The sequence below is a fragment of the Streptomyces sp. G7(2002) genome (assembly GCF_028870195.1).
GTDB lineage: Bacteria > Actinomycetota > Actinomycetes > Streptomycetales > Streptomycetaceae > Streptomyces > Streptomyces nigrescens.
Genome location: NZ_CP102609.1, coordinates 8,087,185 through 8,112,775, shown reverse-complemented (window position 1 = coordinate 8,112,775; position 25,591 = coordinate 8,087,185). Strand labels below are relative to the sequence as shown.

The window sequence follows — 25,591 nt, the reverse complement described above, 5'->3', positions numbered from 1 at the left end:
CCCGCCCGAGCCGCCTCACCCGCCCCTGCTCCCTCCCGGTGCGATCCTGGACCGGGAGGGAGCCGCCTCCCTCGCCCACCGAAGGGAAGTGACCATGAGCACCACCCGAGGCCACCGCATCGACGTCACAGAAGGCACCGACCATGTCCGCGTCGAGGTCGACGGACAGCTGATCGCCGAGAGCCGGCGCCCGCTGCTCCTCACCGAGACCGGCTATCCGGTGCGGTACTACCTCCCTCCCGAGGACGTCCGCACCGAGCTGCTCACCCCCTCCGAGACGCACACCGTCTGCCCCTTCAAGGGCACCGCCTCGTACTGGTCGCTCGCCGGCGGTCCGGAGGACATCGTGTGGGCCTACCCCGAGCCGCACCCCGAGGTCGCCCGGATCAAGGATCATTTCTGCTTCTACAAGACCGAGTTGGCCTGAGCGGGAGCGGCCCGGTAGCCCACCTCGGACGGGAATAGGAAATACTCCCAACAATTCCGGGCGCGCGACGGTACCGGCAATGTGCCCGCCCCCCGGCGACGCCGACCGGCCGCACGGCGCACAATCGAAGCGTGACCGACGCCGACAGCCCCCACGACCAGCCCCTCCCCTCCCGCCCGTCCGTCCCGCACCGGGCGGGCGACGAAGGCGGCGATCCGGCCTGCTGGCTGGACCAGGTGTGTGACGCCTGCGGCCGGATCAGGGAACGGCCCGGCAGTGCGGTCTGCGAGCACTGTGGCGCCGGGGCGTCAGACGCCGGGGCGGCGGACGCCGAGGTGGCGGACGCCGAGGTGGCGGACGCCGAGGGCAGTGGCGTCCCCGACCGCGCCCCCGACCCCGTCGCCGCACCGCGCCGGCGGGACCGTGACGAGGAGGGGCGGGCCCGTAGCGCCCGCCCGCGGGACGGCCTCGGCCGGCCGCTGCCGTACGGCTCCCCGGGCGTGGCCCGGCAGCCCGAGGGGGTGCCCCGGACGCCCGCGCAATCGCTGACCGAGGCGCAGCGGCTGCTCGACGGCGGGATGCCGTTCCACGCCCATGAGGTGCTGGAGGACGCCTGGAAGGCGGCGCCGGAGGCGGAGCGCGAGCTGTGGCGGGGGCTCGCCCAGCTCGCGGTGGGACTCACCCATGCGGCGCGTGGCAATACCGTGGGCGGTACGGCGCTGCTCGACCGGGGTGCGGCGGCCATCGCGCCGTATGCCGATGCCGCCCCCTACGGGATCGATATCGCGGGACTCCTGGCCTGGGCCCGGGAGCTGACCGGGCGTCTGACCGGCTCCGGGGCCGTGCCGGCGGCGGAGTCCGCGCCCCGGCTGCGGGCAACGGGAGAAGAGACCGAAAATCGCCCCACCGGGGACGAGGCCTGAGACCGCCCTACAGGCGACCGGTGGGGCCGGGCTCCGCCGGGACGCGCGGAGCCGTCGCCGCTGTCGTACACACCACGGGCCGGGGCCCCGGGCCTACGCCGTCCCTCCGTTCCGTCCGCTGCGGGCGCGTGCCTGCCGCAAGCGGGCGAGCAGGGCGCCGAGCCCGAGTGCCGCGAGGCCGGCGCCGCCAGCCCCCAGGGCGAGGGTGTCGCGCCGGGGAGAACCGTCGCGGTCCCCGGTGCCGGTGACATCGGCAGCCACCGGGCTCATCGGGCCGCCGCCGTCGTGGGCGGCGCGTACGGCGTGCAGGGTGCCCACCGGCTGGGCCGTGCCGGCGGTACGGAAGCCCCAGTCCAGGAGGGCGCCGGCTTCCTTGTAGACGGCGTTGTACTCCTTCGACTGGGGGTTCAGCACGGTGACCAGGAGGGTGCGGCCGTTCCGGCGCGCGGCGGCGATCAGCGTGTTGCCGGCCTTGGAGGTGTAGCCGTTCTTGACGCCGATGAGGCCGGGGTAGCGGGACATCCCGTGCGAGCCCACCAGCAGGCGGTTGGTGTTCTCGATCTGCGTGGTGCCGCCCGCGGCGGGGAACGTGGCGCGGGGGGTGGCGCAGTAGCGGGCGAAGTCCTCGTTGGCGAGCCCGGCGCGGGCGAAGACGGTCAGGTCGTGGGCCGAGGACACCTGACCGGGCGCGTCATAGCCGTCCGGGGACTTGACGGTGGTGTCGCGCGCGCCGAGTTTCCTGGCGTTCTCCTGCATCTCCTCCGCCGTGGTCCGCCAGCCGCCGTTCATCGCGGCCAGTACGTGCACCGCGTCGTTGCCGGAGCGGAGGAAGACCCCGCGCCACAGGTCGCCGACGGTGTAGCGGCGGCCCTGCTGGACGCCGACGACGCTGCTGCCGGCCCCGATTCCCGCGAGGTCGGCGGAGCTGACCCGGCGTACCGTACCGGCCGAGAACTTCGGCAGGACGGTGACCGCGAACAGCGTCTTGAGGGTGCTGGCCGGGGCGAGCTTGCGGTGCGGGCTCTTCGCCGCCAGCACGCTGCCCGTGTCCGCGTCGGCCACCATCCAGGACAGGGCGGACAGACCGCTGGGCAGCCTCGCGCTGCCGGGGGCGGTGGGTGCCTGTACCCCGGCGCCGGCGACGGCGGGCTGACGGACCGTGGCCCCGTTGGCCGCGGCCGGTATGGACGTCAGCGACACACCGGCGACAGCGATCAGCGCGACCGCACCGGCCTTCCTGGACACACGCGCGTCAATTGTCATGCCGTCACGCTATGGAGCGGTGCCGCGGTCCGCAGCGCAGTTGCGCCACACGGACCAGGGCCGCGCCGCGTCCGCGGGCGTGTCGCAACTGCAACCGGTGCAAAGAAGGACCCGCCCGGTGCGACGGGGGATGCACACCGGGCGGGTCTCAGGAACCTTTTTACCGCATGAGCGAACGGTTATGCCTCAAAAACTTGTTCGTTTGCCGATTACCAGGTGACGGGCAGCGAAATCAGGCCACGTGCCCGCAGGGCCCGACGATGCCGCAATTCACCACGCGGGACGCCCAGTCGCAGCTCCGGGAAGCGGCCGAGGAGCGCGTCGAGCGCGGTGACGGCCTCCAGCCGGGCCAGCGGGGCGCCGAGGCAGTAATGGATGCCGTGCCCCATCGCGAGATGCCCGGAGAGGTCGCGGCCGCGGTCCAGCGTGTCCGGTGCGGGGAAGCGCGCGGGGTCCCGGTTCGCGGACGCGATCGACAGCAGCACGCTCTCCCCGGCCGGGATCCGTACGCCGCCGATCTCCATGTCCTCCTTGGGGAAGCGACGGATCGACAACGGAGAGGGGCCGTCGAAGCGGAGGAACTCCTCCACGGCCGTCGGCAGTTCGGCCGGATTGCGCTGCAACTGCCGGAGCTGGTCCGGGTGGTCGAGGAGGGCGAGCACGGCGTTGCCGATGAGGTGGACGGTGTTCTCGTATCCGGCGAAGAGAATGAGGAAGGCGAGCGAGGTCAGTTCGTCCTCGGTGAGCCGGTCGCCGTCCTCGCCGGCGGCCGCGTCATCGCGCACCGCGATCAGATCCGAGAGCAGATCGTCGCCCGGCTCCGCACGCTTGGCCGCGATCAGACCGGTGTAGAACTCCAGCATCGCCCCGATCGCCTGCTTCATCAGTTCCGGCCGGCTCGGGTCCGGTGTGATGAGGGCGTCCGACCAGGCGAGGAAGTCGCGGCGGTCACGGTCCGGGATGCCCAGCAGATCGCAGATCACGGCGATCGGCAGCGGCCCCGCGTAGTCGGCGATCAGATCCGCGCGGCCGCGCTCCGCCATCGCGTCCAGCAGCTCGTCGGCGATCCGCCGTACGGGCGCGCGCAGCGCCTCGACCCGGCCCGGGGTGAAGGCCTTGACCACCAGACGGCGCACCCGGGTGTGGTCCGGCGGATCCATGTTCAGCAGATTCGCGTCCAGCGCGGGCGGCAGCGCGAAACCGCGGTAACCGCCGGGCGCGGCATACCGCTTGTCCAGGGAGAGCCGGGGATCGGCGAGGGCGCGGCGGACGTCGTCGTAGCGGGTCACCAGCCAGGCGGGGTGCCCGTCGGCACCGGTGATCCGGTGCACCGGCCCGGCGTCGCGCAGCGCGGCACAGGCGGCGTACGGATCGTCGAGGAGGGGCGTCACATCGATGGGGGCGTCGGGGCCGGTCTCGGTGGTGTTCTGCATGAGCCCGACCCTAAGGGCCGTCCCGCAAACTCCCGTTCCGGCGCACGCCGTTCGGTGACAGCCGCGCGGGCGGCACCGGTCACGTCGACCGGTGCCGCCCGGGGGGTACGGGCGGCCCGGACCCCCGTGCCGGGCCACCCCGTCTGTGGTGCTTCCTCAGCCGTGCGCCACCGAGCTCCGCTGGCGCAGTTCGGTGAGCACGGTCTCGATCAGCGGCGAGTGGTAGACATCCGCGACCAGCGCCAAGTGTTCGTACTCCGCGCTGAGTTCGGCCGGTTCGGCACCGGTGGCGACCACCACGCTGTCGGCGCCGTGGTCGGGGACATGGCCCACCGCACGGTTCTCCAGGCCACGGCGGAGCGCGGCGGCCTCCGCGACGGCCGCCAGCTGCCTGTCGTCGAGGGCGACCGCGCGGGCCCGCTCGCGGGCGATGTCGACGGCGTCGGACTCCACATGGCGCCGGATGCCGCGCTGTACGTCCCGGATCTCGGCCATCTGCCGGTTGGCCCGCCACTCCAGGTCGGCGAACGGCCACCGTACGGACCACGCCGAGGAACCCATCGTGACCTCGGGGGTCTGCGCGGTGACGGTCCGCCAGAGCGGGGAGAGGCGGCGCAGCCGGCGCCAGGCCGCGACCCGGGGGCCGGCCGCCGGCAGCGCGAATCCGGTGAGGACCATCAGCGCCGCGACCGAGGCGCTCAGCGGGGCCACGCCGTTGGAGAGCCACAGCGCCGGGTGTCCCGACCAGGACAGGACGAAGCCGATGACCTTGCAGGCGCAGTAGACCAGGCCGAGCCAGCAGCCCGCGGCCAGCACCCGCAGACCGCGCGCGAGGTGTGTGCCGCCGAGTTGTGCGGCGTAGCGCGGGCAGAGCGTCCCCAGGGCCGCCGAACTCAATCCGAAAATGGCCAAATACAGCACCAGGAACAGCATGACTCCCGGGGAGTCGGTGTAGGCGGTGCTGAAGTCGCGGGGGTGCTCGACGGCGTCCGGCCGGCCGACCGCGAAGCCGGTGACCGCCACCGCCCACAGCGCGGCCACGATCCCCACGGCGACGCGCGCCCTGGTCCGGGCACGGGCCCGCGCGCACGCGCCCTCGCCCGCCGTCCAGCGCAGCAGCAGCACCAGCGCACCCGCGGCGAACACCACCACGGAGGAGTAGAGGAAGACCATGGCGAGGTTGGCCACGCCGGTCAGCCGGTCGAAGGCACGGTAGAGGCTGGGCGCGGAGAAGAGGAAGACCGTCGCCACTCCGCCGGTCATCACACAGGCCAGCCCCAGATCCGCGTTGCTGCGGTCCCGGAACCAGGCGACGGACTTGTATCCGACGATCGCCCAGGCGGCGACGCCGAAGGACAGATAGAGGACGTCAAACACGCGGACCCCCGTCCCCCGCCGCGCCCGCTCCGACGCCGTCGGTCCCCTCGTCCCCGGCCGGGGTCCCCTGCCGGCGCCGGATGTGCTGCAGCGCGGGCCCGAGCGCCGCCGCCAGCTCGGCCGCCTGTCCCTCCAGGGGGAGTTCCCGCTCGGCCGCGGACGGCGCCACCCGCTCCATCAGCAGGGTGCCGAGCACTTCGGTCTCCCGCTCGGCGAGGTTGTCATAGCCGTGATGCCGGGCGAAGCCCATGGTCAGGCCCATCCGCCGCATGGCGGTGGCGACATCGACCGACGGGGTCCACAGCTTCAGCGCGTCCTCGGTGACCGCGGGATCCTGGCCGTGTCCCAGCAGAAGATGGCTCAGTTCGTGCAGCACGATGTGCGCCTGGTGCCACGGTGAGGTCTTGAGCTCGTAGAAGACCCAGTAGCCGTCGTCGGTGACGGCCGTCATCCCCGAGACCACGCCGCCCAGGCTCATCGGCACCAGGTGGACGGGCAGCGCCACCCGTGTGGCGACGATGTCGCACATCCCGCGCAGATCAGTTGTGGCCGGCAGCGCCAGCTCCTTGATGAGCCGCTTGCACCGCCTGCGTATCTGCCCCACTCGCATGCTCGTCCCGTCCTCGTCTCCGACCCGCTGCCAGGAAGAGAAGATCTGGCCGCGCTCAGCGGTCCGCATCGGTTCACTCACCGCGTCGGTCACCGCCCTGCTCCGGCGGATCGGCCGGCAGATTCATCTGCTGCCGGAACTGGGAGATGATCGTCGTCAGACTGTCCTGCACCTCCGGCGGCAGCCCGACGGAGCGCAGCGCGATCGCGCGCACCCGCTGGTCGCGCATCGCGGCCAGGAAGCGGACCTCTTCCTCCACCCGCGCGGCCTGCGGCTGCGAGAGGTCCCCCAGCAGATAACCGACAGGTACGGCAAAGAACTTGGCCAGCGCGCGCAGCAGCTCCGGACTCGGGTTCGTACGCCTGCCGTTGCGCAGCATCGACAGATACTGCTCGGTGACCTTGACCCCGCCGTACTCCGCCGCGCCCCCGCTGATCTCCTCGGCCACAAAGGCGTTGGTATACGGGGCCCCCGGCGGATGCATGTTCGCGAAGAGGTGGTTGAGCCGTTCCGCGAGCACGCTGCCCGCCCCCTTGGACCGGCTGTCTCCCCCCACGTTCATCTCTTCCGTCCCCCGTCGATCGAGCCCAACGAACAGTTAAGGCTCCGTTACCCGGCCATCATCCTGTCACGGCAGGAACACGGTGCACCAGTCCACTTACGGACAGTAGGGACCGCCGGACTTAACCGGGAGTTGAGCGGCGAAGGGCGCAGGTCACACAGAGCGTCACATGGAGCATGCCGACGGGGACGCCCCACGGGGGGCGACCACCGCCCGGAGCACCAGGCGTCGCCAGAACCCGCCGTTCGCGCAACGCCGTCCCTTTACCGCCCTGTTGGTCGCGGCTCCCCGCCCGCCTACTAGGCTGCCGGGCCATGACGGTGACGAACATGCGCCAAGGAACATGCCCTGCCTGCGGTTCACAAGAGGTCTACTGCCTGAAGGCCATCAAGAGGCAGTTCATGGTGGAGCTCGGCTATTGGGGGGCGGAGGACATTCCGAGCAAGGTGCTGGTGTGCGTGGAGTGCGGCCGCTGCGAGCGATACCTCCAGCTCACGGACAAGCACAAGAAGAAGATCAGGGACGAGGCCGCACGCGTACAGGGATGAAAGCGTGCCGAGGCGCCGCCCAAGGCAGTCACCCGCCGGCAGCCCACCCCGGCACCGTCGGCAGCACCTTCTCGGCGACGCGGAGCAGCACCGCGTCGTCCGGCACCATGCCGTCCGCGCGCCACAGGGACACCTCGAAGGAGCTGCCGCTGTCCTTCGCGTCCCGGGCCACGGTGACGGTGCGGGCCGGGACACCGGGACCGCTTTCGGAGTCGCTCCCGTCGAGGCGGAATCTGATGCTGATGGTGCGGTCCGCGTAGACGACCGCCGGGCGCTCCAGAACCGTTTGCTGCCGCGCGCCGTCCCCCAGAAGCCCGGCGGACCCGGCCACCGGGTGACCGTCGTAGGTGGCCGACAGCGTGACGGTGTAGGTCTCGAACTCGACCTGGGCGGACGGAGTGGCGATCTCCTTGCCGTTGCCGAGCTTGACGGAGTCACCGCTGCCGCCGGCGGTCTTCGCGGCCTGGCCCGGCGTGCCCAGCAGGTCAGCGAGGTCGGGACGGTTCAGCGCCTTGCACAGTTGCGCCCCGGAGACGCGCCGGGACTCCTTCTCGGCCTCCCCGCCCGAGCACGTTGCAGGCGGCGGGGCACTGTCCGATCCCGATGACGACTCCATCCCCTGCAACGCCCACAGACCGATACCGAGCCCCGCCACCAGCGCCACGGCCGCGACGGCCTGCCCCCACGCGCCCGCCCCCTCCGCGGGCGCACCCTTCGTGCGGACGCCCTTCGCGGGTCCGCCCTGCGTAGGCGCACCCGTCGTGGGCTCGTCAAAAACGTCCGTCATATCCCCCGCCTGCCATGATCCCCCGATAAGTGCCCCGGGACCTTAACCCGCGACCATCAGGCGAACAAGGACTTTTGTCATCACCGCGGTACCGGCCCCGGTGAGCGCGCAAGCCAGGCCCACTCCTGCTACCGATCGGGGCGCCGTCCGTCTGGTCCTGGCACGGCTGTGCCGACTCCGCGGTCGAACTCGGCGGCGGGCGCAGCCCCGTGGTGTCCGGCGGCGCGCACTGGGGCGGCGGACCGTGGTTCAGCGCTCTCGACCCGGCTCCCGCTCCGCTTCCAAAGCGCTCCCGAACGCACAGTAGGGGCCATCCGAAGATGACCCCTACCTGCGCTTGCACCGTCGGGACGACAGGATTTGAACCTGCGACCCCTTGACCCCCAGTCAAGTGCGCTACCAAGCTGCGCCACGTCCCGGTGCCCGATCCGGCCGGGATGTCCCGGCTGACCGCGCACGAGAACAATACCGCATGTCAGAGGGTGGGTGCTGCCACTTTCCCGTCGCGCGGCGGGGCGGGAGGGGTCAGATGAGTACCTGTACTCATGCGCCGGGGTCACCGCGCCGCCACGCTACGCGCATGACTACTCCATCGATTCAGCGGCCGACGACCACGGCCTTCTTCGTGCAGGCCGCGATCTCCTTCGGGCTGTCGCTCGTGGCGCTGGTGATCGGGATCATCAAGCTGCCGGTGGGACCGTGGGAGCGCGGGTTTCTCGCCCTTGGTCTGATCTTCGTGGTGTCCTCGGCCTTCACCCTGGCGAAGTGCATTCGCGACCGCCAGGAGGTCGAGGAGGTGACGAACCGGGTGGACAAGGCCCGGATCGACAAGCTCCTCATCGAGCAGGACGTCTTCCATCCGGGTCAGGTCTGACCCCGGCGGCCGCGGGCCCGGGGATCTTCCGGTCCGCGGCCCCGCAGCCCTACGCTTGACCTCAAGCGCGCTTGAGGTTGCAGGCTCTGTCGTATGACGCACCTGACGACGGAAGCGACAACGGACCTCACGACGATCCTGACGGCAGAAACCCCGGCGGGGACCACCCCGCGCGACGACACCATCGGTTTCGCCCAACTGCCCTCCCTGATGGGCCTGATGACGGGCGATGAGAAGCACGGCCCGGCCGCCACCTCCACGCTCGACGCCCTCTGGGTCCTCTACGACCGGGTGCTGCGGGTCTCCCCCGGCACCGCCGCGGACCCGGACCGGGACCGCTTTCTGCTCTCCAAGGGGCATGGCCCGATGGCCTACTACGCGGTGCTGGCCGCCAAGGGCTTCTTCCCCACCGAGTGGCTGCCGGGCTTCGGCTCGTACGACTCCCCGCTCGGCCACCACCCCGACCGGCTGCTGGTGCCCGGAGCCGAGATCGGCAGCGGGTCGCTCGGCCACGGGCTGCCGCTGGCCGTCGGCACCGCCCTCGGTCTGCGGGCGCAGGGCCGGCCGGGACCGGCCGTATGGGTGCTGATCGGTGACGCCGAACTGGACGAGGGCAGCAATCACGAGGCCCTGGCCTACGCGGCCGCCGCGGGCCTGGACCGGCTGCACACCCTGGTCATCGACAACTCCTCCGCCACACATGGGTGGCGCGGCGGGATCGCCTCGCGCTTCGAGACCGCGGGGTGGTCAGCGGCCACCGTGGACGGCCGCGACCACGAGGCGCTGTACGCGGCCTTCAGCGCGCCGCACCCGGGCCGTCCGCATGCGGTGATCGCCCGTGTCGAGCCCAAGGACGCCTGAGCGGCCTGCCCGTCTCCCCGTATATGACCAGGACTTCGAGAGGGATTCAGTGATGGACACCATGCGTGAGCGCTTCGCCTCGGTCACCTCGCAGCTGCTGGCGGAGGACCCGCGGCTGGCGCTCGTACTCGCCGACATCGGGGCGGCCGGCTTCGCCGAAGCGGAAAAGCAGCATCCGGACCGGGTGGTGAACGTCGGCATCCGGGAGCAGTTGCTGATCGGTGTGGGCGGCGGCCTGGCGCTCACCGGGCTCCGCCCGATCATGCACACCTTCGCCAGTTTTCTGGTGGAGCGCCCCTTCGAGCAGGTAAAGCTGGACCTCGGCCACCAGGGCGTGGGCGGGGTGCTGGTGAGCGCCGGGGCCTCCTACGACTGGCCGAGCGGCGGCTTCACCCATATGGCACCCGGCGATGTCGCGCTGCTCGACACGCTCGACGGCTGGACCGTGCATGTGCCCGGGCACCCGGACGAGGCCGAGGCCCTGCTGCGGTACGCCGCGGCGGCCGGTGACGACAAGGTCTACGTCCGGCTGTCCGTACAGACCAACGCCGCGCCCCGGGCGGTGGACGGGGCGCACTTCCGGACCGTGCGGGAGGGGCGCGACGGGGTGGTGATCGCCGTCGGCCCGATGCTGGACCCTGTGCTCGCCGCGACCGAGGGGCTGTCGCTGACCGTGCTCTACGCGACGACCGTGCGGCCCTTCGACGCCGCCACGCTGCGCGCCGCGGCCGGGGCCGCCGGCACCTCGGACGTGGTGATCGTGGAGCCCTATCTCGCGGGGACCTCGACGCGCCCGGCGGCCGAGGCGCTGGAGGACCGGCCGCACCGGCTGCTGGGGCTCGGCGTCGGCCGCCAGGAGCTGCGCCGCTACGGACAGCTCGACGAGCACCTGGCGGCGCACGGCCTCGATCCGCGCGGTCTGCGCGAGCGGATCGCCGGGTTCCTGACGGCAGGATCCTGACCGGGGCCCGGGGTACGGGGTGCGGGGCGCCGGCGGCGGGCCCCGCAGGTGCGGCCGGCTCAGATGCGCTTGTCCAGCCAGGCCAGCAGATCGTCCTGGACCTCGTCGCGGTTGGTCTCGTTGAGGATCTCGTGGCGGGCGTCCGGATAGGCCTTCCAGGTCAGATCGCGGGTGCCCACATAGTGGAAGTCCTCCAGGAGTTCATGGATCAGGGTCATCCGCTGGTGGCAGGGGTCCAGATCGCCGACGGCGACATGGACGGGCAGTCCGCTCGGCATACGGGCGAGGTTCCCCGGGTCGTTGATCTTGCGGATGGCGCGTACCCAGTCGGCGGCGAGACCGGCGCAGAAGGGGAAGCCGCAGTCCTCGTCGGCGACGTAGAGGTCCACCTCAGCGGCGTCGCGGGAGAGCCATTCGAAGCCGGTGCGGTGGGTGAAGGCGTCGTTGAAGGAGCGGAAGGTGCGCGGGATGAAGGCGGAGAGCGCGTCACGGCCGCGCTCGGCGATCTCCTCCTCCAGTTCGCTGACGGCACCGTCGATGTCCAGACCGGGCAGGGTGCGGAAGGTGCCGGTGAGGATCAGCCCGGCGAGGTCGGCGCCGTACTCCTGGGCGTAGTCGCGGGCCAGCATGGCGCCCATGCTGTGGCCCAGCAGCACCAGCGGGAGGCCGGGGTGGGCGGCGGCCGCGTGGTTGCCGATGCCCTTGAGGTCGCTGACGATCGACCGCCAGGCGTCCTCGCCGACCACTCCGCGGCCGCCGGTGGAGGCGGCGGTGGCGCCGTGGCCACGGTGGTCGGAGGCGATGACGGCGTAGCCGTGGCCGGTCAGAAAGCGCGCGAAGCGGTCGTAGCGCCGGCCGTGTTCCGCGGCGCCGTGGGCGATCTGGACGAGGGCACGCGGGTGGCCGGACTCCGGGAGCCAGGTATAGGTGGCGATACGGGCGCCGTCCGGAGCCTGGTGAAAGTCCTGCTGCATAGCCTGCATGGCGTCGTCTCCTGACTGCCGGGGGCGGTGGCTGACGAGTCGTCGCCGCCCACTCTTCCGCGCCGGGCGGAAGTGCGCCATGGGGCGCGCGTGGCGGGGGTGGCCGGGTGTCCGAGCGGCGTGGCACGATCGGGCGGTTCTTGCCCGGCACCTGTGCGGCAACCCCCTTTCGCAGGAGGATCGTTGGACACCACGGACCGTTCCGAACATGCCCCCCGTCGCCCCTCACCGCTGTCCCGCCGCAGGTTCCTCCAGGGCACCGCCTCGGCCGCCGCCGCGGCCGGACTGACCGGCGTCACCGCTGCCCCCGCAGCGGCCCGGGCGACCGGCACCACCTTGTCCTTCACCGCCGCCACCAATGGCGCGGCCTCCCTCGCACCGGCCGGTGACCGGTTGGTCGCCGAGGTCCAGAACGTCCTGTGGTCGATGCCGCGCACGGGTGGCGACGCGGTGGCGCTGACCCCGCCCGACCTGGAGCCCACCCGCCCGGTGCACTCCCCCGACGGCCGGCGGATCGCCGTCTGCGCCTTCCGCGGCGGCGGCTTCCACCTGTGGATGCTCGACGCCGACGGCTCCGGGCTCCAGCAGCTGACCGACGGCCCGTGGGACGACCGGGGCCCCGCCTGGTCCCCCGACGGAACCCGGATCGCCTTCGCCTCGGAGCGGGGCGGCGACGCGGTGGCCGGCAGCCCGTACCGGATCTGGGTACTGGAGGTGGCGTCCCGGCGGCTGACCCGGGTGACGGGGCTGCCCGGCCAGGACGGGCCCCATCAGGACGGTGCCTGGGAGGACTTCGACCCCTGCTGGTCACCGGACGGCTCACGGATCGTGTTCGTACGGGGCCGGGTGGCGGGTGCGGCGCTGCTCTCCCGTACGGTCGCGTCCGTGCCGGCCGACGGGGACGGCGCGGTGCGCACCGAGCACACCGAGACGGCCGCCGCGCAGGTGATGGTGCCGGCCCTGTCGCCCGCGGGGCGGCTCGCCTATCTGCGGACCACGGACTACCCGGGCCCCACCTGCACGCTGGTGGTGGACGGTGCGCCGGTCGCGGTCGAGGGTGATGTCGAGCCGGTACCGCCGCGCTGGGTCTCGCGGGACGAGCTGCTGCTCACGGTCGGCGGACAGTTCCGGATCGTCCCGGCCGACGCCCCCTCGCGGGCCGAGCACCTCCCGTTCAGCGCGCGGCTGCCGCTGGACCGTCCCCGCTACCGCGTCAAGGACTACGGCTTCGAGCGGACGGCGGCGGCCCCGGTGCGCGGGGTGCATCTGCCCGCGCTGTCGCCGGACGGCCGCAGGGTCGCCTTCGCCGCACTCAACTCGCTCTGGATCACGCCCACTTCGGGAGGCGGTACGCCGCGCAGAATCGTCCGGGCCGACGCCACCCGGTACGTCCTGGCACCGAGCTGGTCCCGCGACGGACGGTCGCTGCTGTACGCGGACGACCGGGACGGGCTGTTCGCGGTGCGCCGTCACGAGCTCGCCTCCGGCGCGGAGACGGTGCTGGCCGCCGGCGGCCGGGTGCACCCCGCGCTGTCGCCGGACGGCGGGCGGCTGGCCGCACTGGACATGACGGGGAATCTCGTCGTGCGGACGCTGTCCGACGGCAGTGAAAAGGTGCTGGCCGCGCCACTGGGCGCCGGCGGGCTGCCCGGCCGGCCCAGCTGGTCACCGGACGGGCGCCATCTGGCGTACTGCGACCGCAACCGGCTCAACCGCCGCTTCCGCGAGGGCTACCACCTCATCCGGGTCGTCGACACCGAGACCGGAAAGGACCGCCTGTATCCCGTCGCCGAGCATGTCTCGATCGCCGACCGCTACGACTCCGGGCCCGTGTGGTCGCCCGACGGGCGCTGGATGGCGGTGATCGCCGAGTCCGCGCTGTGGGTGCTGCCGGTGCGGCCCGACGGTACACCGGACGGGGCGCCACGGCGGCTGACCGACGAGAGCGCGGACCATCCGTCGTGGTCCGGGGACTCCGGCACGCTGTTGTACCTCTCGGCCGGAAAGCTGCGGCTGATCAGCGTGTCGGGCGGCGCGGCACGGACCGTTCCGCTGTCCCTGGAACAGCGCCCCGCGCGCGCCCGGGACACCGTCGTCCACGCGGGCCGGTTCTGGGACGGCACCGGTGACGAGGTGCGGGAGGACGTCGATGTGGTGGTGCGGGAGGGGCGGATCACCGCCGTGGAACCGCACCGCCCGGCCCGGTCCGGGGCGGGCCGACGCATCGACGCCTCCGGCCGGACCGTGCTGCCCGGCCTGTGGGACGCGCACACCCACCCGTGGCAGACGACCTACGGCGGCCGGCAGACCGCGACACAGCTCGCCTACGGCATCACCACCGCGGTCTCCTGCGGCGGCTTCTCCTATGAACAGGCCCGCATCCGGGAGGCCGTGGCGGCCGGTGTGCTCGCCGGACCGCGGCTGCTGACCTGCGGGGAGCTGCTGGACGGCGGCCGGGTCGCGTACAGCATGGGACGGGCGCACCGCACCCGCGCGGGACTGCGCCGCTCCCTGGAGCGCGGCGCGGCCCTGGACTGGGACTTCGTGAAGACCTACGTACGGGCGCCGGGCTGGGTGATGGCGGAGGCGGCGCGCTTCGCCCACCAGCGGCTGGGGGTCCGGGCCGGGAGCCATCTGCTCAGCCCGGGAGTACAGCTCGGACAGGACCTGACGACCCATCTGCAGGCCACCCAGCGACTGGAGTTCGGCCATGCCGTCTCCGGTTCCGGGCGCGCCTACCAGGATGCCGAGGAGATCTACACCGGCACCGGCTTCCACCTCCTCGCCACCCCGTTCTCGGCGGCCGTGCTGCTGGGTGAGGATCCGGCGCTGGCCGACGATGTACGGGTGGGTCGGCTGATGCCGCCCTGGGACGCCGCGTTCATCAAGGACAACGCCGGACACCGGCCCACCCCGGCGCAGCTGGCCGACATCGCGACCGAAGTCGGCTTCTACCGGCGGGTGCTGGACGGCGGCGGACTGGTCGCGCTGGGTACCGACCAGCCGCTGGTGCCGGTGGGGCTGGGGCTGCACCTGTGCCTGCGGGCGTTGCACCGCGGCGGCCTGAGCGTGAGCCGGACGCTGCGCACCGCGACCGCGCTGCCCGCCCGGGTGTTCGGCGCGGAGCGGGATCTGGGGACGCTGGAGGTCGGCAAGCTCGGCGACATGACGTTCGTGGACGGTGATCCGTTCACGGACTTCGACGCGCTGGTGCGGACCCCGGCGGTGCTGCGCGGCGGCCGGCTTTTCGAGCAGCGGGAGCTGACCGAGTCCTTCCCCGCGCCCGCCACCCGCACCCTGCGGCCGGCCGGCACCGACTGGCTGGAGGTGGGCCGGCAGCAGCGCCGCGAGTCCTGCTGCGGCGACTCGCACTGACGCGGCGCACCCCCGTCACGGCGGGACGGGGAGGCGTGGGGTGGCGTGGTTCCGGGACTCTCGGGACCACGCCACAGCCGTTGCGGCGCGGGGGGTGGTGCGCGACTCCTTCGCGCTTCAACTCTTCGCTTAAATGCCACCAGTTGATGTTTTATGCGCCCCGCAGTAGGTATGCCAACGGGTATTGCACGGGGTAAGCGAAAGATCACTTTCCGGAACGTTCGCTCCAGACGGCACCGCCGGTGCCGTCCCAAGGCGGGGTGCAACCAGCGCGGGAAAGATCGCGAAGGAGGGGCTCGTCTTGCATCGCTATTTCACGGACCAGAGACATGAGGCACTCCGGCACCGGGTGCGGGACTTCGCCGAAAGCGAGGTCCGCCCCCGGATCGCCGAGATGGAGGCGAACCGGTCCGTCTGCCATGACCTGTCTCGTCTGATCGCCCGGCAGGGGTGGATAGGCGCGACCGTGCACCGCGCCTACGGCGGGATGGGCGCCGGCCATGTCGCCAAGACCCTCATCATCGAGGAGCTCTCCCGGGTGAGTGCCGCGATGGGCGCCATGGTGCAGGCGTCCCAGCTGGGCGTCGCGAAGATCGTCCACTTCGGCAGCGAGGAGCAGAAGAAGACCTGGCTGCCGGCCATAGCCTCCGGCGACTGCCTGCCGACCATCGCGGTCACCGAACCCGAGTCCGGCGGCCATGTGCTGGGCATGTCCTCCACCGCGGTCCGCGACGGCGACGACTATGTCCTCAACGGCCGGAAGATCTACGTCGGCAACAGCCATGTCGGCGATCTGCACGGCGTCGTGGTCCGCACCGGTGAGGGCTCCAAGGGCCTCTCGGCGTTCCTCGTGGAGTCCGACACCCCCGGCTTCCGGGTCGGCGAGCAACAGCCCGCGATGGGTCTGCACGGCTTCAGCTTCGGTGAGCTGTTCTTCGACAACTGCCGGGTGCCGGCGGCGAATCTGCTGGGCCGCGAGGGCGACGGGCTGTCCGTCGCGTACTCCTCCAGCGTGCTGTACGGACGGCCCAATCTCACCGCCGTGTCGCTGGGCATCCATCAGGCGGTGCTGGACGAGACGACGAGGTTCTGCACGGAGCGCCAGCGCTACGGCAAACCACTGGCCGACCTGGGCAACATCAAGCTGAAGCTCGGCCGTATCCAGTCGCGGCTGCTGCTGGCCCGGCTGTCCGCGTACCACGCGGTGCATCTGCTGGACCAGGGACTGCCGTGCGACGCGGAGCTGATGAACGCCAAGCTGGTCAATGTGGAATCGGCGCTGGAGTCGGCGCGCGACGCGATGGACATCCATGCCGCGTGCGGACTGTTCACCGACCGTCCGGTGGAACGTTTCCTGCGCGACGCCCACCACATCTTCGCGCCGGCCGGCACCTCCGACATCCAGCTGCTGCGCCTGGGCGAACTGGCCCTGGGCCGGGCGCAGGGAGACTGGTCCAGCCGACTCGCGGATCTGCTGCGGCTGGAGCCCTCGGAGTGGCCCGAGGAGGACGAGGTCCCCGACGAGGCCCCCGGCATGGCCCCCGCGGACCCGCCCGTCACGGTACGGACCGACGGCACCACGCCCACGGTGCCGGGCCAGCGCACCGGACCGGCACACCGGCACTCATGGTTCGCCCGGCCGAGATGAGGGGGCAGCGGCGGTACGGGAACGCGGCCGGAAGTCCGCCTGAGCGGCATGGATTTCACTGACAGAAGATGTCAGTGAGCCTCCGGACACTGGGGCCATGATCCTCAGCCACCCACCCCGCCGGGCCGAGCGGCTGCTCGTGTCCGCTGCCTTCGCCACCGCCCTCGGGAACAACGTCCAGCTTATCGTCGGTGCGTTGCTCATGATCAGGGAGCAGCGGACCATGATGGCCGTCGGCTGGCTCTTCATCGCCGTCGCCGGTCCGCAGGCCCTGCTGTCGCCCTTCTTCGGACGGCTGGCCGACCGCTTCGACCGGCGGGCCCTGTGGATCGGCTGCGACGCCACCAGTGCGTTGCTGGCCCTCGGGCTGCCACTGTGGCTGGCCTGCGGTGGTGCCCCGGGGCCCGGGATCTACGGCGCCAATCTGGGGCTGGCCGTCGTCAGCGCCCTGTTCCTTCCGGCCAGCTCCGCGCTGATCAAGGAACGGGTCCCGGCGGGGCAGCTGCGGCGGTTCAACGCCCGGTACGAGATGGGGACCCAGGCGGGGATGCTGCTGTCCGCGACGGTCGGCGGACTGTCCGTCCAGGCGTTCGGCGCCGTGCCGCTGCTGGTGCTCAACGCCGGGACCTTCATGGTCTCGGCGCTCTGCGTCGCCGCGGTGGGGCGCCGCCCGGACCCGGCGGCGGCTGCCACCGCCGCCGGGGAGCAGACGCCGGTCCCGGCAGCGCCGCGCGGGCCGCTGCGGGTGCGCCGCTTCATCCTGCTCTACGCCCAGGGGAGCGTGGTCGTCACGGTCTTCAACGCGCTGCTGCCCACCGCCGTCATCGGCGAACTCCACCTGGGCGCGGCCGCGTTCGGCGTCGTGGACGCCCTCGGCTGCCTCGGCTTCCTGGCGGCCACCGGTGCCTACCGGATCGTCAGCAGACGCCATCCGGACCTTCGCATCGCCGTCGTGGGCTTTCTGCTCTGCAATGCCGGCCTGGTGCTGCAGAGTCAGTTCGGGATCGCCGGCTACCTCGCCGGGGTGCCGCTGGGTGCGTTCTTCTTCGGGCAGGCCAGGATCGCCTCCCGCACCATGCTGATGGCCTCGGCCGACGACGCGTCGGTGGGCAGGGCCTTCGGGCTGGCGAACGGTGGCGGGCTGGCGGCCACGGTCGGGGTGATGTTCCTGGTCGCGACGGTCACCGACCACAGTGACACGCGCTACGGCTTCGGGGCCCTCGCCGCCGTCGCACTGCTGGCGACCCTGTCCGCCGGACTGCTGCTGAGGACACCGGCCTCGGCCCGCCCGGACCCGTCCGACGATCGGTACCGGTCGAACACGGCGCCCGCCGCCTCCGCGATCCCCCGGCGCAGCTCCTCGGGGGCGAGCACCTCGATGTCCGCGCCCAGCGACAGCAGCGTCGGCACCGCCAGGTCGACCGACTCCAGCGGCACCGTCGCCGTCACCCAGCCCTCGGCGTCCGGCGGCCCTGCCGAGGCTTCGACGGCGCGGACCAGTGCCGCGTCCAGACGGTCCGGCAGTGCGGACAGCAGCGCCGGAGCGATCCGGACGGAGGCCTGAAGCCGCAGCCTGCGGGCGTCGTAGGTGGTGAGGTAGTCCTGCCAGTGGGCGGCCAGGTCGAAGCCGTCGGGGCGCTCGAAGCCGTCCTCCCCGACGTCCAGGCGGAGGATCGACGACACCCGGTAGGTCCGCACCGCGCCGTCCACCGCCGCGACGAGGTACCAGACGCCCGCCTTGAGGACCAGGCCGTAGGGGTCGAGCGCGCGCTCGACCTCCTGCGGCTCGGCCCAGCGGCGGTAGCGCACATGGATCCGGCGCTGGTTCCACACGGCATCGGCGAGCGCCGCGAGGGCGGACGGTGAGTCCTGTTCCCGGTACCAGCCGAGAGCGTCGAGGTGGAACCGCTCACGAATCCGGCCGGCCCGGTCCCGCAGCGGCGGCGGCAGCGCTGCGGTGAGTTTCAGCTGCGCCGCCGCGAGCACCTCGCCCAGCCCCAGGTCGGCCGCCGCACCCGGCAGTCCGGCCAGGAACAGCGACTCGGCCTCCTCGGCGTGCAGTCCGGTGAGCCGCGTCCGGTAGCCGCCGAGCAGCTGGTACCCGCCGCCGTGCCCGGCATCCCCGTAGACCGGGATGCCCGCACCGCTCAGCGCGTCGATGTCCCGATAGACGGTCCGGACCGAGACGCCCAGCTCCTCGGCGAGCTCACCGGCCGTCAGCCTGCCCCGGTTCTGCAGCAGGAGGACGAGGGAGAGGAGCCGGGCCGCACGCATGGTCCGATCATTCCAGGTCCGGTCCGGGTCGGGTCCGGCCTTCGGGCCGCATCAGACGTCGCTCTGCTGCTTCTCCATATGGTGGATCTGCTCGACGAGTTCGGCGGCCATCGACTTGATGGTCTCCAGCCCCTCCCGTCCCCAGGGCCGCGGTTCGAGGTCCACGACACAGACGGTGCCCAGCGCCGTCCCCGTACGGTCGATCAGCGGCGCGCCCAGATAGGAGCGGATGCCGATCTCATCGACGACGGGGTTGCCGGCGAACCGCGGATAGTCGCAGACGTCCTCCAGCACCAGGGCCTTGCGGCGGACGATGACATGCGGGCAGTAGCCGTGGTCCCGGTCCATCACCCGGCCCGGCTGGGCGCTGGCGGGCGCCGGGCCCAGCTCGACGGCCTGGTCCTGGGAGGGCGTGTAGAGACCGGCGAAGTACTGCCGCCGCTCGTCGATGAAGTTGACCATCGAGTAGGGCGCCCGGGTGGTCCGGGCGAGCTTGCGCGCGAACTCGTCGAACGCGGGCAGCGGGGAGTCACCGATCCCCAGGGCGCGCAGCCGGGCGACACGCGCCGGGGCCTCGTCGTCCTGCGGGGTGAGCAGCAGATGCCGCGTCGGGTCGTAGGAGATGTACGGGACGCGGGAGGCGGGGTGGTTCATGGCAGCTCCGGGGTCGCGGCGAGGGCGGGGGTGAGCAGATGCTGGACGAGCGAGACCAGGACTTGGGTGGCCGAGCCGCCCCGGCGGGCGTCACAGAGCACGACGGGAATGTCCGGGGAGACGTCCATGGCGCTGCGGACCTCGTCCGGGTCGTAGCGGTAGGAACCCTCGAACTCGTTGACGGCGACGATGAACTGGATGCCGCGCCGCTCGAAGAAGTCGACGGCGGCGAAACACTGGTCCAGGCGACGGGTGTCGGCGAGGATGACCGCGCCGAGCGCGCCGTTGGACAGCTCGTCCCACATGAACCAGAAGCGCTGCTGCCCCGGCGTCCCGAAGAGGTAGAGGATGTGCGCCGGGCTGAGCGTGATCCGGCCGAAGTCCATGGCGACGGTGGTGGTGTTCTTCTCCTCGACGCCGGACAGATCGTCCGTCCCCACGCTGATCTGGGTGAGGAGTTCCTCCGTGCTGAGCGGCTCGATCTCACTCACCGCCCCGACGAAGGTCGTCTTGCCGACCCCGAAGCCGCCCGCCACCAGGATCTTGAGCGCGGTGGGGAAGAGGTCGGTCGCGGGGTCCCCCTGGGCACGGGGGTCACAGTCGTTTGCGAAGTCCATTCAGCACCGCCTCCAGCAGGGCACGGTCGGTACGGGACGCGGGCCCTGCCGAAACGGCTGCGGGGGCCCGCGCGGTGATCGCCCCGCAGTCGACGAGGTCGGCGAGGAGCACTTTGGTGACCACGGCGGGCAGCCGTATGTGGGCGGCGATCTCGGCGACCGAGACCGGCCCGCCGCACAGCCCCAGCACCTGGGCGTAATCGGGGCCCTGGCAGGAGACGGGCCGCCGGCCGGTGGCCATCACCATGGTCAGCAGGTCGAAGTGCGCCGTCGGACGGGTCCGGCCGTTGCTGATGGTGTACGGACGGACCAGCCGGCCGGCCGCGTCGTCGTACCACGGCTCCCCGCCCTTCCGCCGTCGGCGACGCACGGTCATGGTCAACGACCGCCCGCGGGCGCCTGCTGGCGTGCGGGGGTGGACAGATACGGCCGGACGCTCTTGACCAGCATCGACATTTCGTAGCCCAGCACCGCCACATCGGCCTCACGGCCGGCGAGCACGGCCAGACAGGCGCCCGATCCGGCGGTGGAGACGAACAGGAAGGTGGACTCCAGCTCGACGACGACCTGGAGGACGTCGTCGCCCTCCCCGAAGCGCACACCGGCGCTGCGGGCGAGGGAGTAGAGGCCGGAGGACAGGGCGGCCATGTGGTCGGCGCTGTCCGGGTCGAAACCATGGGCGGCCTTGACCAGACCGTCCGAGGACAGCAGAAGCGCGCTCCGGGCGTGCGGCACCCGCTGTACGAGCCCGGTCAGCAGCCAGGACAGGTCGGTGTGCTGGCCTCCCTGCGGCTGCAAATGCGCCTGCGCACGCACATCACTCACCATGGTTACGGTCGTCTCCTCGGGGGCGGGCCATCGGGGCGTCGTGGTCACGGTCGTAGAGCAGGTCGTTGCCGGCCGGGCTGCTGGGGTCGCCGCCTTGGGCCGGGGTGGTGCCGGTGTCGCCGGCGTAGGTGTCGTCGGCGAGGCTGAAGCCGCGCCGGAAGGCCGCCATCAGGCCCGGGTCGTGCTCGGGTTCCGGGCCCGTACGGGGCGTCGTGGACGGCAGGATCGGCTCGCCGCGCAGTTCGGGAACGAGATGGGTCTGCTTGTGCCGCCGGGGCAGTCGCGGGCGGGCGCCGTTGTCCACGGCGGGCGGCGCGGGCGGCAGCACGACCGGGCCGGGGTCGGCGGGGCGGTCGGTCGGCGGGATGTCGGGGGCGGGGGTCTCGTGGGCATGCGCGTCGGGCATGTGGACTTCAGGAGTGTGGGCGCCGGACGCGCGGACCAGCCGGCGCCGGGTGGCGCCGAGGTCGGCATCGGTGTCCGCGGGGACGGGGGCCGGGCCCGGGTCCGTGCGGCCGTCGTAGCCGCGCGGTGAGCTGTCGAGCACGTCGTCGGGGGCGGGGCCGGGGGCGGGGATGGCGAGGGTCCGCGTGGCCGCGGGGGCGGGGTCATGGCGGTCGTGACGCTCCTGGTCCGCGTCGTGGTCGCCGGGGTATCCGCCCTCGTACCCCAAGTCGTGCTCGCGCGCCGTGCCGGGGTCCGGTGATCCGGTGTGCGGCGCACCCGCCCCGTTCGTGTCCCCCTCGGCCGGTTCCGCGCCGAGCAGTTGCTGGGGCACGATCAGCACGGCCTGCACGCCGCCGTAGATATTGCTCTGCAGCCGGACCACGATGCCGTGCCGCCGGGCGAGCGAGGAGACCACGAAGAGCCCGATCCGGCCGTCGCTCAACAGCTCGGCGACATCGATGTGTTCGGGGTCGGCCAGCAGTCCGTTCATCCGCGTCTGCTCGTCCGCGGACATGCCCAGACCGCGGTCCTCGACCTCGACCGCGAGTCCGGCGGTGACGAGTTGGGCACGCAGCAGGACCGGGGTCTGCGGGGCGGAGTAGATCGTGGCGTTCTCGACGAGTTCGGCGAGCAGGTGGATGACGTCGGCGACGGCATGTCCGCGCAGGGTGCCCTCGATCGGCGGCACCAGCTTGATCCTCGGGTACTGCTCGACCTCGGCGATCGAGGAGCGCAGGACCTCGGTCAGGGACACCGGGCGGCTCCACTGGCGGCGCGAGATGGCGCCGCCGAGGACGGCGAGGTTCTCGGCGTGCCGGCGGATGCGGGTGGCCAGGTGGTCGACGTGGAACAGGCCCTTGAGCAGGTCCGGGTCCTCGACCTGGTTCTCCAGCTCGTCCAGCAGCTCGATCTCACGGTGCACCAGGGACTGCAGCCGGCGGGCGAGGTTCACGAAGACCTCGACCTTCTGTTCGCTGCCGCTGGCGTTGCTGCGGGCGATGGCGACCGCGTCGATGACGGCGGACTCGGCGGCCCGGCCCGCGGCGGCCACTTCGTGGGCGAGCAGGTCGAGGGTGTCGCCGGTGGGCACCGGCCCCGGGTCGGGCTCGCGGCGCTGGATCCATTCGCCCTGCCGTACGCGGTCCAGGAGGTCGTACAGGTCGGACTGGCTGCGGGCGCAGACCTGGCGCAGCCGGGCGTAGCGGGCGACGGTGGCGCGGGCCTCGGCATTGGCGGCGGCGCTCGCGGTGAGCACGATGACGCAGACCAGGGCGAGCCCGCCGCACAGCACCACCCACTCGCGGCCGGTGATCCGGGCGCCCCCGGCCTGGACGACGAAGGCGGCGACGGCCGTGCAGAGGACGGCGACGAGGAGGCAGGGGACGGCGGCGAGCCTGACCAGACGGGACCGTATCGCCGAGTCGGCGGCCGACTCGGGGAACGCGGCCCGGCCGTGTCGTCCGCCCTCACGCTCCCGCCGCCGGGCGGCGGGTACGGGGGCGGCCCCCGGGGAACCCTGGGACCCTGGGGATCTCTGAGCCTCCTGGGACATCTGGGTCCCCTGGGGGAATGCGGTAGGCATCGGCGCCCTCCGGATCGGCCGTGGCAGTTCGCGGAGCACGCACGCTAGTTGTTGCCGGGGTGGGGTCCGGAGCCACTTCGAGGTTTCGCTACCCCTCGCCACCTCCCTGAGTGGGCGCCGCACGGACATCAGTGCGACACAATCCGAACTTCCGTTCCGGAAGGGAGAGTTGAGACCTCCCAGGGTGGCCCTTTCGATGGCTCACGCACGGCGCTCGTGGACGCGACGCGCGCCGGGGGCATCGGTTCGGTCACGGATGACGCCCGGGCGCGCCGAGGGCCGCCCGGCGGCGGTCGGCGAGGGCGCTCAGCGGAAGGTGCGCCGGTAGGTCTTGGGGCTGACGCCGGTGGTGCGTTTGAAGCGGTCACGGAAGGCCGTCGGTGAGCCGAAACCGACTTGAGCGCCGATGCGTTCGACGGAGTGCGTGGTGGTTTCCAGCAGGTGCTGGGCCTGGCGCACCCGGGCGCGGTGCAGCCACTGGAGCGGAGTGGTGCCGGTCTGTTCGCGGAAGCGGCGTATCAGGGTGCGGGTGCTCACATCCGCCCGGACGGCGATATCGGCCAGTGTGAGTTCGCGGGCCAGATTGTCCTGCAGCCAGGTGAGCAGGGGTTCCAGGGCGGAACCGCGGGGTGTGGACGGGTAGGGCTGGACGATGAACTGCGCCTGGCCGCCCTCCCGTTCGAGTGGCATCACCGACAGCCGGGCGGCGTCGGCGGCGACGGCGGAGCCGTAGTCGCGGCGGATCAGATGCAGACACAGGTCGAGTCCGGCGGCGGCTCCGGCGGAGGTGAGGATCTGCCCGTTGTCGACGTAGAGGACATCCGGGTCGACGTCGATGTCCGGGTAGGCGGCGGCGAGCATGCCGGCCGCGATCCAGTGGGTGGTGGCGCGCAGCCCGTCGAGGAGTCCGGCGGCGGCCAGCGAGAAGGTGCCCGAGCAGATGGAGGCGATACGGGTGCCGTTGGCGGCGGCCGCGTTCAGCGCGTCGTGGACGGCGGGCGGGAGGGGCCCTGTCGGGTCGGCGGTTCCGGGGACGATCACGGTGTCCGCGTCCGTCAGCCCGTCCAGGCCCCACGGCGCACGCAGCGCGAACGCGCCGGCATCGACCTCGGGCCGCTCGGCGCATACGCGGACCTGGTAGCCGGGGCGGCCGTCCGGAAGACGCGTACGGGTGAAGACCTCGATCGGGGTGGAGAGATCGAAGGGGATCACCTTGTCGAGAGCGAGGACGGCGACGGTGTGCATGGCAATAAATTACCCGACCCTCGGAATCCCGCCACGGGCGGCAACTGGCCGAACCCTACGCTCCCTGCCCGGCCATGCCTGTTCAACCGCCCTTCCGGTCAGCTGTCGTTATTCCGTTGACGGTTGTCCATAGCGCCACTGGGGCGCGCGGGCGCGGCGGGCTAACTTCGCTGGTGATCCCGGCACGGGGCCGGGCCGGTCTCCCCGAAGGACTGCCCATGCACGCTCAGATCGTCCTGTTCGACGGCTTCGATCCGCTCGATGCCATCGCTCCCTATGAGGTGCTGTACGCCGGGGGCGCCGCCTCGGACGGGGTGGTGCGGGTGGAGCTGGTGTCCGCCGAGGGGCGGCGCGAAGTGATCAGCGGCACCGGAGACTTGGCGCTGCGGGCCACGGCCGCGCTCGACCCGGAACGGGCCGGTCTCGTCGTGGTGCCCGGTGCGGCGGGCCGCGTCGGAAAGCCCGGACACGCTGGAGGCGGCGGGTGCGCACGTGGTGCGGGCCCGGGTGGTCGACGACGGCGACCTGGTCACCGGTGCCGGCGTCACCTCCGGCCTGGACCTGGGCCTGTATCTGCTGGAGCGGGAGGTGGGGCCCAAGGTCGCCCTCGCCGTTGAGGAGTTGTTCGCCTACGAGCGGCGCGGCGTCGTCTGGCGCAACCACGGCCCGGAACCGTCCGTTCGATGAACCACTCCCCTGCCCCCCTTTCTCTCTGTCCCCGTCCCCCGTCCCTCCGCACCGCCGCCGACGCGAAGGCTCCACCACCGTGACAAAGCTCTTCCTCACCCTGCATGTCCTGGCCGCCATCCTTGCCGTGGGGCCGGTCACCGTCGCCGCCGGCATGTTTCCCAGGGCGCTGCGCCGCGCCCAGGCCGAACCGCAGGACCCCGCCGCCCGCTCGGTGCTGCGCACCTTGCACCGCATCTGCCGCGTCTACGCCGCTCTCGGTGTCGCCGTACCCGTCCTGGGTTTCGCCACCGCCGGCAGCCTCGGTGTCCTGGGGAGCGGCTGGCTGATCGCCTCCATCGTCCTCACCACCGGCGCCGTCGCGCTTCTGGTGGTGCTGGTGCTGCCCGGCCAGGATGCCGCCCTGGACGAAGTCGAGGCCGCGGCGGACCGCCCCGGCGCCTCGATACCCGGTCAAGGAGCCGCCCGCCGGCTGACGATGCTCACGGGCCTGTTCAACCTGCTGTGGGCGACCGTCACCGTGCTGATGATCATCAGGCCCGGCTCCACCACGGGAGCCTGACCCGGCAGGTACGGCACGGCTGACCGGCCCGACTCGCGCCTCCGAGGCGCACGGGGCGGTGCC

General features: G+C 72.2%; 23 protein-coding genes, 1 tRNA gene and 2 pseudogenes. 11 read left to right on the top strand and 15 right to left on the bottom strand.

Going from position 1 to position 25,591, the window contains the following annotated elements; genetic code table 11:
- The first annotated feature begins 94 nt into the window (after positions 1-94).
- Positions 95-427 (top strand): DUF427 domain-containing protein, encoded by a 333-nt coding sequence (locus NUT86_RS34815; protein WP_018088418.1) that lies wholly within the window; start codon positions 95-97, stop codon positions 425-427.
- 350 nt (positions 428-777) lie between these two features.
- Positions 778-1,350, top strand: coding sequence for a DUF309 domain-containing protein (locus tag NUT86_RS34810; RefSeq protein WP_274740727.1), 573 nt, complete (start codon positions 778-780; stop codon positions 1,348-1,350).
- 93 nt (positions 1,351-1,443) lie between these two features.
- On the opposite strand, the gene NUT86_RS34805 is transcribed toward NUT86_RS34810, so the two are convergent.
- The 5 genes from NUT86_RS34805 to NUT86_RS34785 all read right to left on the bottom strand — a co-directional run bounded on the left by NUT86_RS34805 (position 1,444) and on the right by NUT86_RS34785 (position 6,595).
- Entirely contained in the window at positions 1,444-2,613 is a 1,170-nt protein-coding gene (locus NUT86_RS34805) for a D-alanyl-D-alanine carboxypeptidase family protein (protein WP_274739315.1), read from the bottom strand.
- A 209-nt stretch (positions 2,614-2,822) separates the two neighbouring features.
- On the bottom strand, positions 2,823-4,046 hold the full coding sequence (locus NUT86_RS34800) for a cytochrome P450 family protein (protein ID WP_274739313.1): 1,224 nt from the start codon (positions 4,044-4,046) through the stop codon (positions 2,823-2,825).
- A gap of 156 nt (positions 4,047-4,202) precedes the next feature.
- Complete coding sequence (locus NUT86_RS34795; protein ID WP_274739311.1) at positions 4,203-5,423, bottom strand: MAB_1171c family putative transporter; 1,221 nt, start codon at positions 5,421-5,423, stop codon at positions 4,203-4,205.
- A complete protein-coding gene (locus NUT86_RS34790; RefSeq protein WP_446750803.1) occupies positions 5,416-6,126 on the bottom strand; it encodes a hypothetical protein in 711 nt (236 codons plus the stop codon). Before NUT86_RS34790 ends, NUT86_RS34795 begins: the two co-directional genes overlap by 8 nt.
- Positions 6,107-6,595 carry a helix-turn-helix domain-containing protein gene (locus NUT86_RS34785; protein WP_018088412.1) on the bottom strand — a complete coding sequence of 163 codons (489 nt, stop codon included), beginning with the start codon at positions 6,593-6,595 and terminating at the stop codon, positions 6,107-6,109. The genes NUT86_RS34790 and NUT86_RS34785 overlap by 20 nt, the downstream gene beginning before the upstream one ends.
- Before the next feature lie 314 nt (positions 6,596-6,909).
- Between NUT86_RS34785 and NUT86_RS34780 the strand changes: the two genes are divergently transcribed.
- A complete protein-coding gene (locus tag NUT86_RS34780) occupies positions 6,910-7,143 on the top strand; it encodes a hypothetical protein (protein ID WP_159484977.1) in 234 nt (77 codons plus the stop codon).
- Between the two features lie 28 nt (positions 7,144-7,171).
- Here the strand turns inward: NUT86_RS34780 and NUT86_RS34775 are convergent, their stop codons facing one another.
- Both NUT86_RS34775 and NUT86_RS34770 read right to left on the bottom strand, forming a co-directional pair.
- Positions 7,172-7,930: a DUF6215 domain-containing protein gene (locus tag NUT86_RS34775; protein WP_274739308.1), complete on the bottom strand. Its 759-nt coding sequence runs from the start codon at positions 7,928-7,930 to the stop codon at positions 7,172-7,174.
- 345 nt (positions 7,931-8,275) lie between these two features.
- Positions 8,276-8,349 (bottom strand) — tRNA-Pro (locus tag NUT86_RS34770).
- Between the two features lie 161 nt (positions 8,350-8,510).
- On the opposite strand from NUT86_RS34770, the gene NUT86_RS34765 reads away from it, so the two are divergent.
- The 3 genes from NUT86_RS34765 to NUT86_RS34755 all read left to right on the top strand — a co-directional run bounded on the left by NUT86_RS34765 (position 8,511) and on the right by NUT86_RS34755 (position 10,626).
- Positions 8,511-8,804, top strand: a complete 294-nt coding sequence (locus tag NUT86_RS34765) for a YiaA/YiaB family inner membrane protein (RefSeq protein WP_026169423.1) — start codon at positions 8,511-8,513, stop codon at positions 8,802-8,804.
- A 210-nt stretch (positions 8,805-9,014) separates the two neighbouring features.
- Positions 9,015-9,665: a thiamine pyrophosphate-dependent enzyme gene (locus tag NUT86_RS34760; RefSeq protein WP_093645756.1), complete on the top strand. Its 651-nt coding sequence runs from the start codon at positions 9,015-9,017 to the stop codon at positions 9,663-9,665.
- 52 nt (positions 9,666-9,717) lie between these two features.
- Positions 9,718-10,626 (top strand): transketolase family protein, encoded by a 909-nt coding sequence (locus tag NUT86_RS34755; RefSeq protein WP_274739306.1) that lies wholly within the window; start codon positions 9,718-9,720, stop codon positions 10,624-10,626.
- Between the two features lie 59 nt (positions 10,627-10,685).
- On the opposite strand, the gene NUT86_RS34750 is transcribed toward NUT86_RS34755, so the two are convergent.
- On the bottom strand, positions 10,686-11,609 hold the full coding sequence (locus tag NUT86_RS34750) for an alpha/beta fold hydrolase (RefSeq protein WP_274739304.1): 924 nt from the start codon (positions 11,607-11,609) through the stop codon (positions 10,686-10,688).
- A 183-nt stretch (positions 11,610-11,792) separates the two neighbouring features.
- Here NUT86_RS34750 and NUT86_RS34745 point away from each other — a divergent pair, with 183 nt between their 5' ends.
- From NUT86_RS34745 to NUT86_RS34735, 3 genes and pseudogenes are all read left to right on the top strand, one after another.
- Positions 11,793-14,984 carry an amidohydrolase family protein gene (locus NUT86_RS34745; protein ID WP_274739303.1) on the top strand — a complete coding sequence of 1,064 codons (3,192 nt, stop codon included), beginning with the start codon at positions 11,793-11,795 and terminating at the stop codon, positions 14,982-14,984.
- Between the two features lie 301 nt (positions 14,985-15,285).
- Positions 15,286-16,632 carry an acyl-CoA dehydrogenase family protein gene (locus tag NUT86_RS34740; protein ID WP_159484987.1) on the top strand — a complete coding sequence of 449 codons (1,347 nt, stop codon included), beginning with the start codon at positions 15,286-15,288 and terminating at the stop codon, positions 16,630-16,632.
- Positions 16,633-16,729: 97 nt separating this feature from the next.
- Positions 16,730-17,755: pseudogene (locus NUT86_RS34735) on the top strand (MFS transporter); the annotation flags it as partial.
- 80 nt (positions 17,756-17,835) lie between these two features.
- Here the strand turns inward: NUT86_RS34735 and NUT86_RS34730 are convergent.
- The 7 genes from NUT86_RS34730 to NUT86_RS34700 form a co-directional block, all read right to left on the bottom strand.
- Positions 17,836-18,906 carry a helix-turn-helix transcriptional regulator gene (locus tag NUT86_RS34730; protein WP_266443881.1) on the bottom strand — a complete coding sequence of 357 codons (1,071 nt, stop codon included), beginning with the start codon at positions 18,904-18,906 and terminating at the stop codon, positions 17,836-17,838.
- A gap of 51 nt (positions 18,907-18,957) precedes the next feature.
- A complete protein-coding gene (locus NUT86_RS34725) occupies positions 18,958-19,560 on the bottom strand; it encodes a GAF domain-containing protein (RefSeq protein WP_018088402.1) in 603 nt (200 codons plus the stop codon).
- Positions 19,557-20,177 carry a GTP-binding protein gene (locus NUT86_RS34720; protein ID WP_018088401.1) on the bottom strand — a complete coding sequence of 207 codons (621 nt, stop codon included), beginning with the start codon at positions 20,175-20,177 and terminating at the stop codon, positions 19,557-19,559. The genes NUT86_RS34725 and NUT86_RS34720 overlap by 4 nt, the downstream gene beginning before the upstream one ends.
- Complete coding sequence (locus tag NUT86_RS34715) at positions 20,155-20,553, bottom strand: DUF742 domain-containing protein (protein ID WP_093645536.1); 399 nt, start codon at positions 20,551-20,553, stop codon at positions 20,155-20,157. The genes NUT86_RS34720 and NUT86_RS34715 overlap by 23 nt, the downstream gene beginning before the upstream one ends.
- A 2-nt stretch (positions 20,554-20,555) precedes the next feature.
- Positions 20,556-21,005, bottom strand: coding sequence for a roadblock/LC7 domain-containing protein (locus NUT86_RS34710; RefSeq protein ID WP_018088399.1), 450 nt, complete (start codon positions 21,003-21,005; stop codon positions 20,556-20,558).
- Positions 20,995-23,004 carry a sensor histidine kinase gene (locus NUT86_RS34705; protein ID WP_274739296.1) on the bottom strand — a complete coding sequence of 670 codons (2,010 nt, stop codon included), beginning with the start codon at positions 23,002-23,004 and terminating at the stop codon, positions 20,995-20,997. The genes NUT86_RS34710 and NUT86_RS34705 overlap by 11 nt, the downstream gene beginning before the upstream one ends.
- A 336-nt stretch (positions 23,005-23,340) precedes the next feature.
- Complete coding sequence (locus NUT86_RS34700; protein WP_274739295.1) at positions 23,341-24,279, bottom strand: GlxA family transcriptional regulator; 939 nt, start codon at positions 24,277-24,279, stop codon at positions 23,341-23,343.
- Between the two features lie 218 nt (positions 24,280-24,497).
- On the opposite strand from NUT86_RS34700, the pseudogene NUT86_RS34695 reads away from it, so the two are divergent.
- A pseudogene (locus tag NUT86_RS34695) lies at positions 24,498-24,966 on the top strand (DJ-1/PfpI family protein).
- A 79-nt stretch (positions 24,967-25,045) separates the two neighbouring features.
- Complete coding sequence (locus NUT86_RS34690; protein ID WP_274739294.1) at positions 25,046-25,528, top strand: DUF2269 family protein; 483 nt, start codon at positions 25,046-25,048, stop codon at positions 25,526-25,528.
- Positions 25,529-25,591 lie beyond the last annotated feature (63 nt).

Bases quoted from the DNA above. Each gene is read 5' to 3' on its own strand.
- NUT86_RS34815 (WP_018088418.1), top strand. From the start codon at position 95: ATGAGCACCACCCGAGGCCACCGCATCGACGTCACAGAAGGCACCGAC.
- NUT86_RS34700 (WP_274739295.1), bottom strand. From the start codon at position 24,279: ATGCACACCGTCGCCGTCCTCGCTCTCGACAAGGTGATCCCCTTCGAT.
- NUT86_RS34750 (WP_274739304.1), bottom strand. From the start codon at position 11,609: ATGCAGGCTATGCAGCAGGACTTTCACCAGGCTCCGGACGGCGCCCGT.
- NUT86_RS34785 (WP_018088412.1), bottom strand. From the start codon at position 6,595: ATGAACGTGGGGGGAGACAGCCGGTCCAAGGGGGCGGGCAGCGTGCTC.
- NUT86_RS34755 (WP_274739306.1), top strand. From the start codon at position 9,718: ATGGACACCATGCGTGAGCGCTTCGCCTCGGTCACCTCGCAGCTGCTG.
- NUT86_RS34800 (WP_274739313.1), bottom strand. From the start codon at position 4,046: ATGCAGAACACCACCGAGACCGGCCCCGACGCCCCCATCGATGTGACG.
- NUT86_RS34780 (WP_159484977.1), top strand. From the start codon at position 6,910: ATGACGGTGACGAACATGCGCCAAGGAACATGCCCTGCCTGCGGTTCA.
- NUT86_RS34765 (WP_026169423.1), top strand. From the start codon at position 8,511: ATGACTACTCCATCGATTCAGCGGCCGACGACCACGGCCTTCTTCGTG.
- NUT86_RS34715 (WP_093645536.1), bottom strand. From the start codon at position 20,553: ATGACCGTGCGTCGCCGACGGCGGAAGGGCGGGGAGCCGTGGTACGAC.
- NUT86_RS34705 (WP_274739296.1), bottom strand. From the start codon at position 23,004: ATGTCCCAGGAGGCTCAGAGATCCCCAGGGTCCCAGGGTTCCCCGGGG.
- NUT86_RS34725 (WP_018088402.1), bottom strand. From the start codon at position 19,560: ATGAACCACCCCGCCTCCCGCGTCCCGTACATCTCCTACGACCCGACG.
- NUT86_RS34775 (WP_274739308.1), bottom strand. From the start codon at position 7,930: ATGACGGACGTTTTTGACGAGCCCACGACGGGTGCGCCTACGCAGGGC.
- NUT86_RS34730 (WP_266443881.1), bottom strand. From the start codon at position 18,906: ATGCGTGCGGCCCGGCTCCTCTCCCTCGTCCTCCTGCTGCAGAACCGG.
- NUT86_RS34710 (WP_018088399.1), bottom strand. From the start codon at position 21,005: ATGGTGAGTGATGTGCGTGCGCAGGCGCATTTGCAGCCGCAGGGAGGC.
- NUT86_RS34805 (WP_274739315.1), bottom strand. From the start codon at position 2,613: ATGACAATTGACGCGCGTGTGTCCAGGAAGGCCGGTGCGGTCGCGCTG.
- NUT86_RS34760 (WP_093645756.1), top strand. From the start codon at position 9,015: ATGGGCCTGATGACGGGCGATGAGAAGCACGGCCCGGCCGCCACCTCC.
- NUT86_RS34720 (WP_018088401.1), bottom strand. From the start codon at position 20,177: ATGGACTTCGCAAACGACTGTGACCCCCGTGCCCAGGGGGACCCCGCG.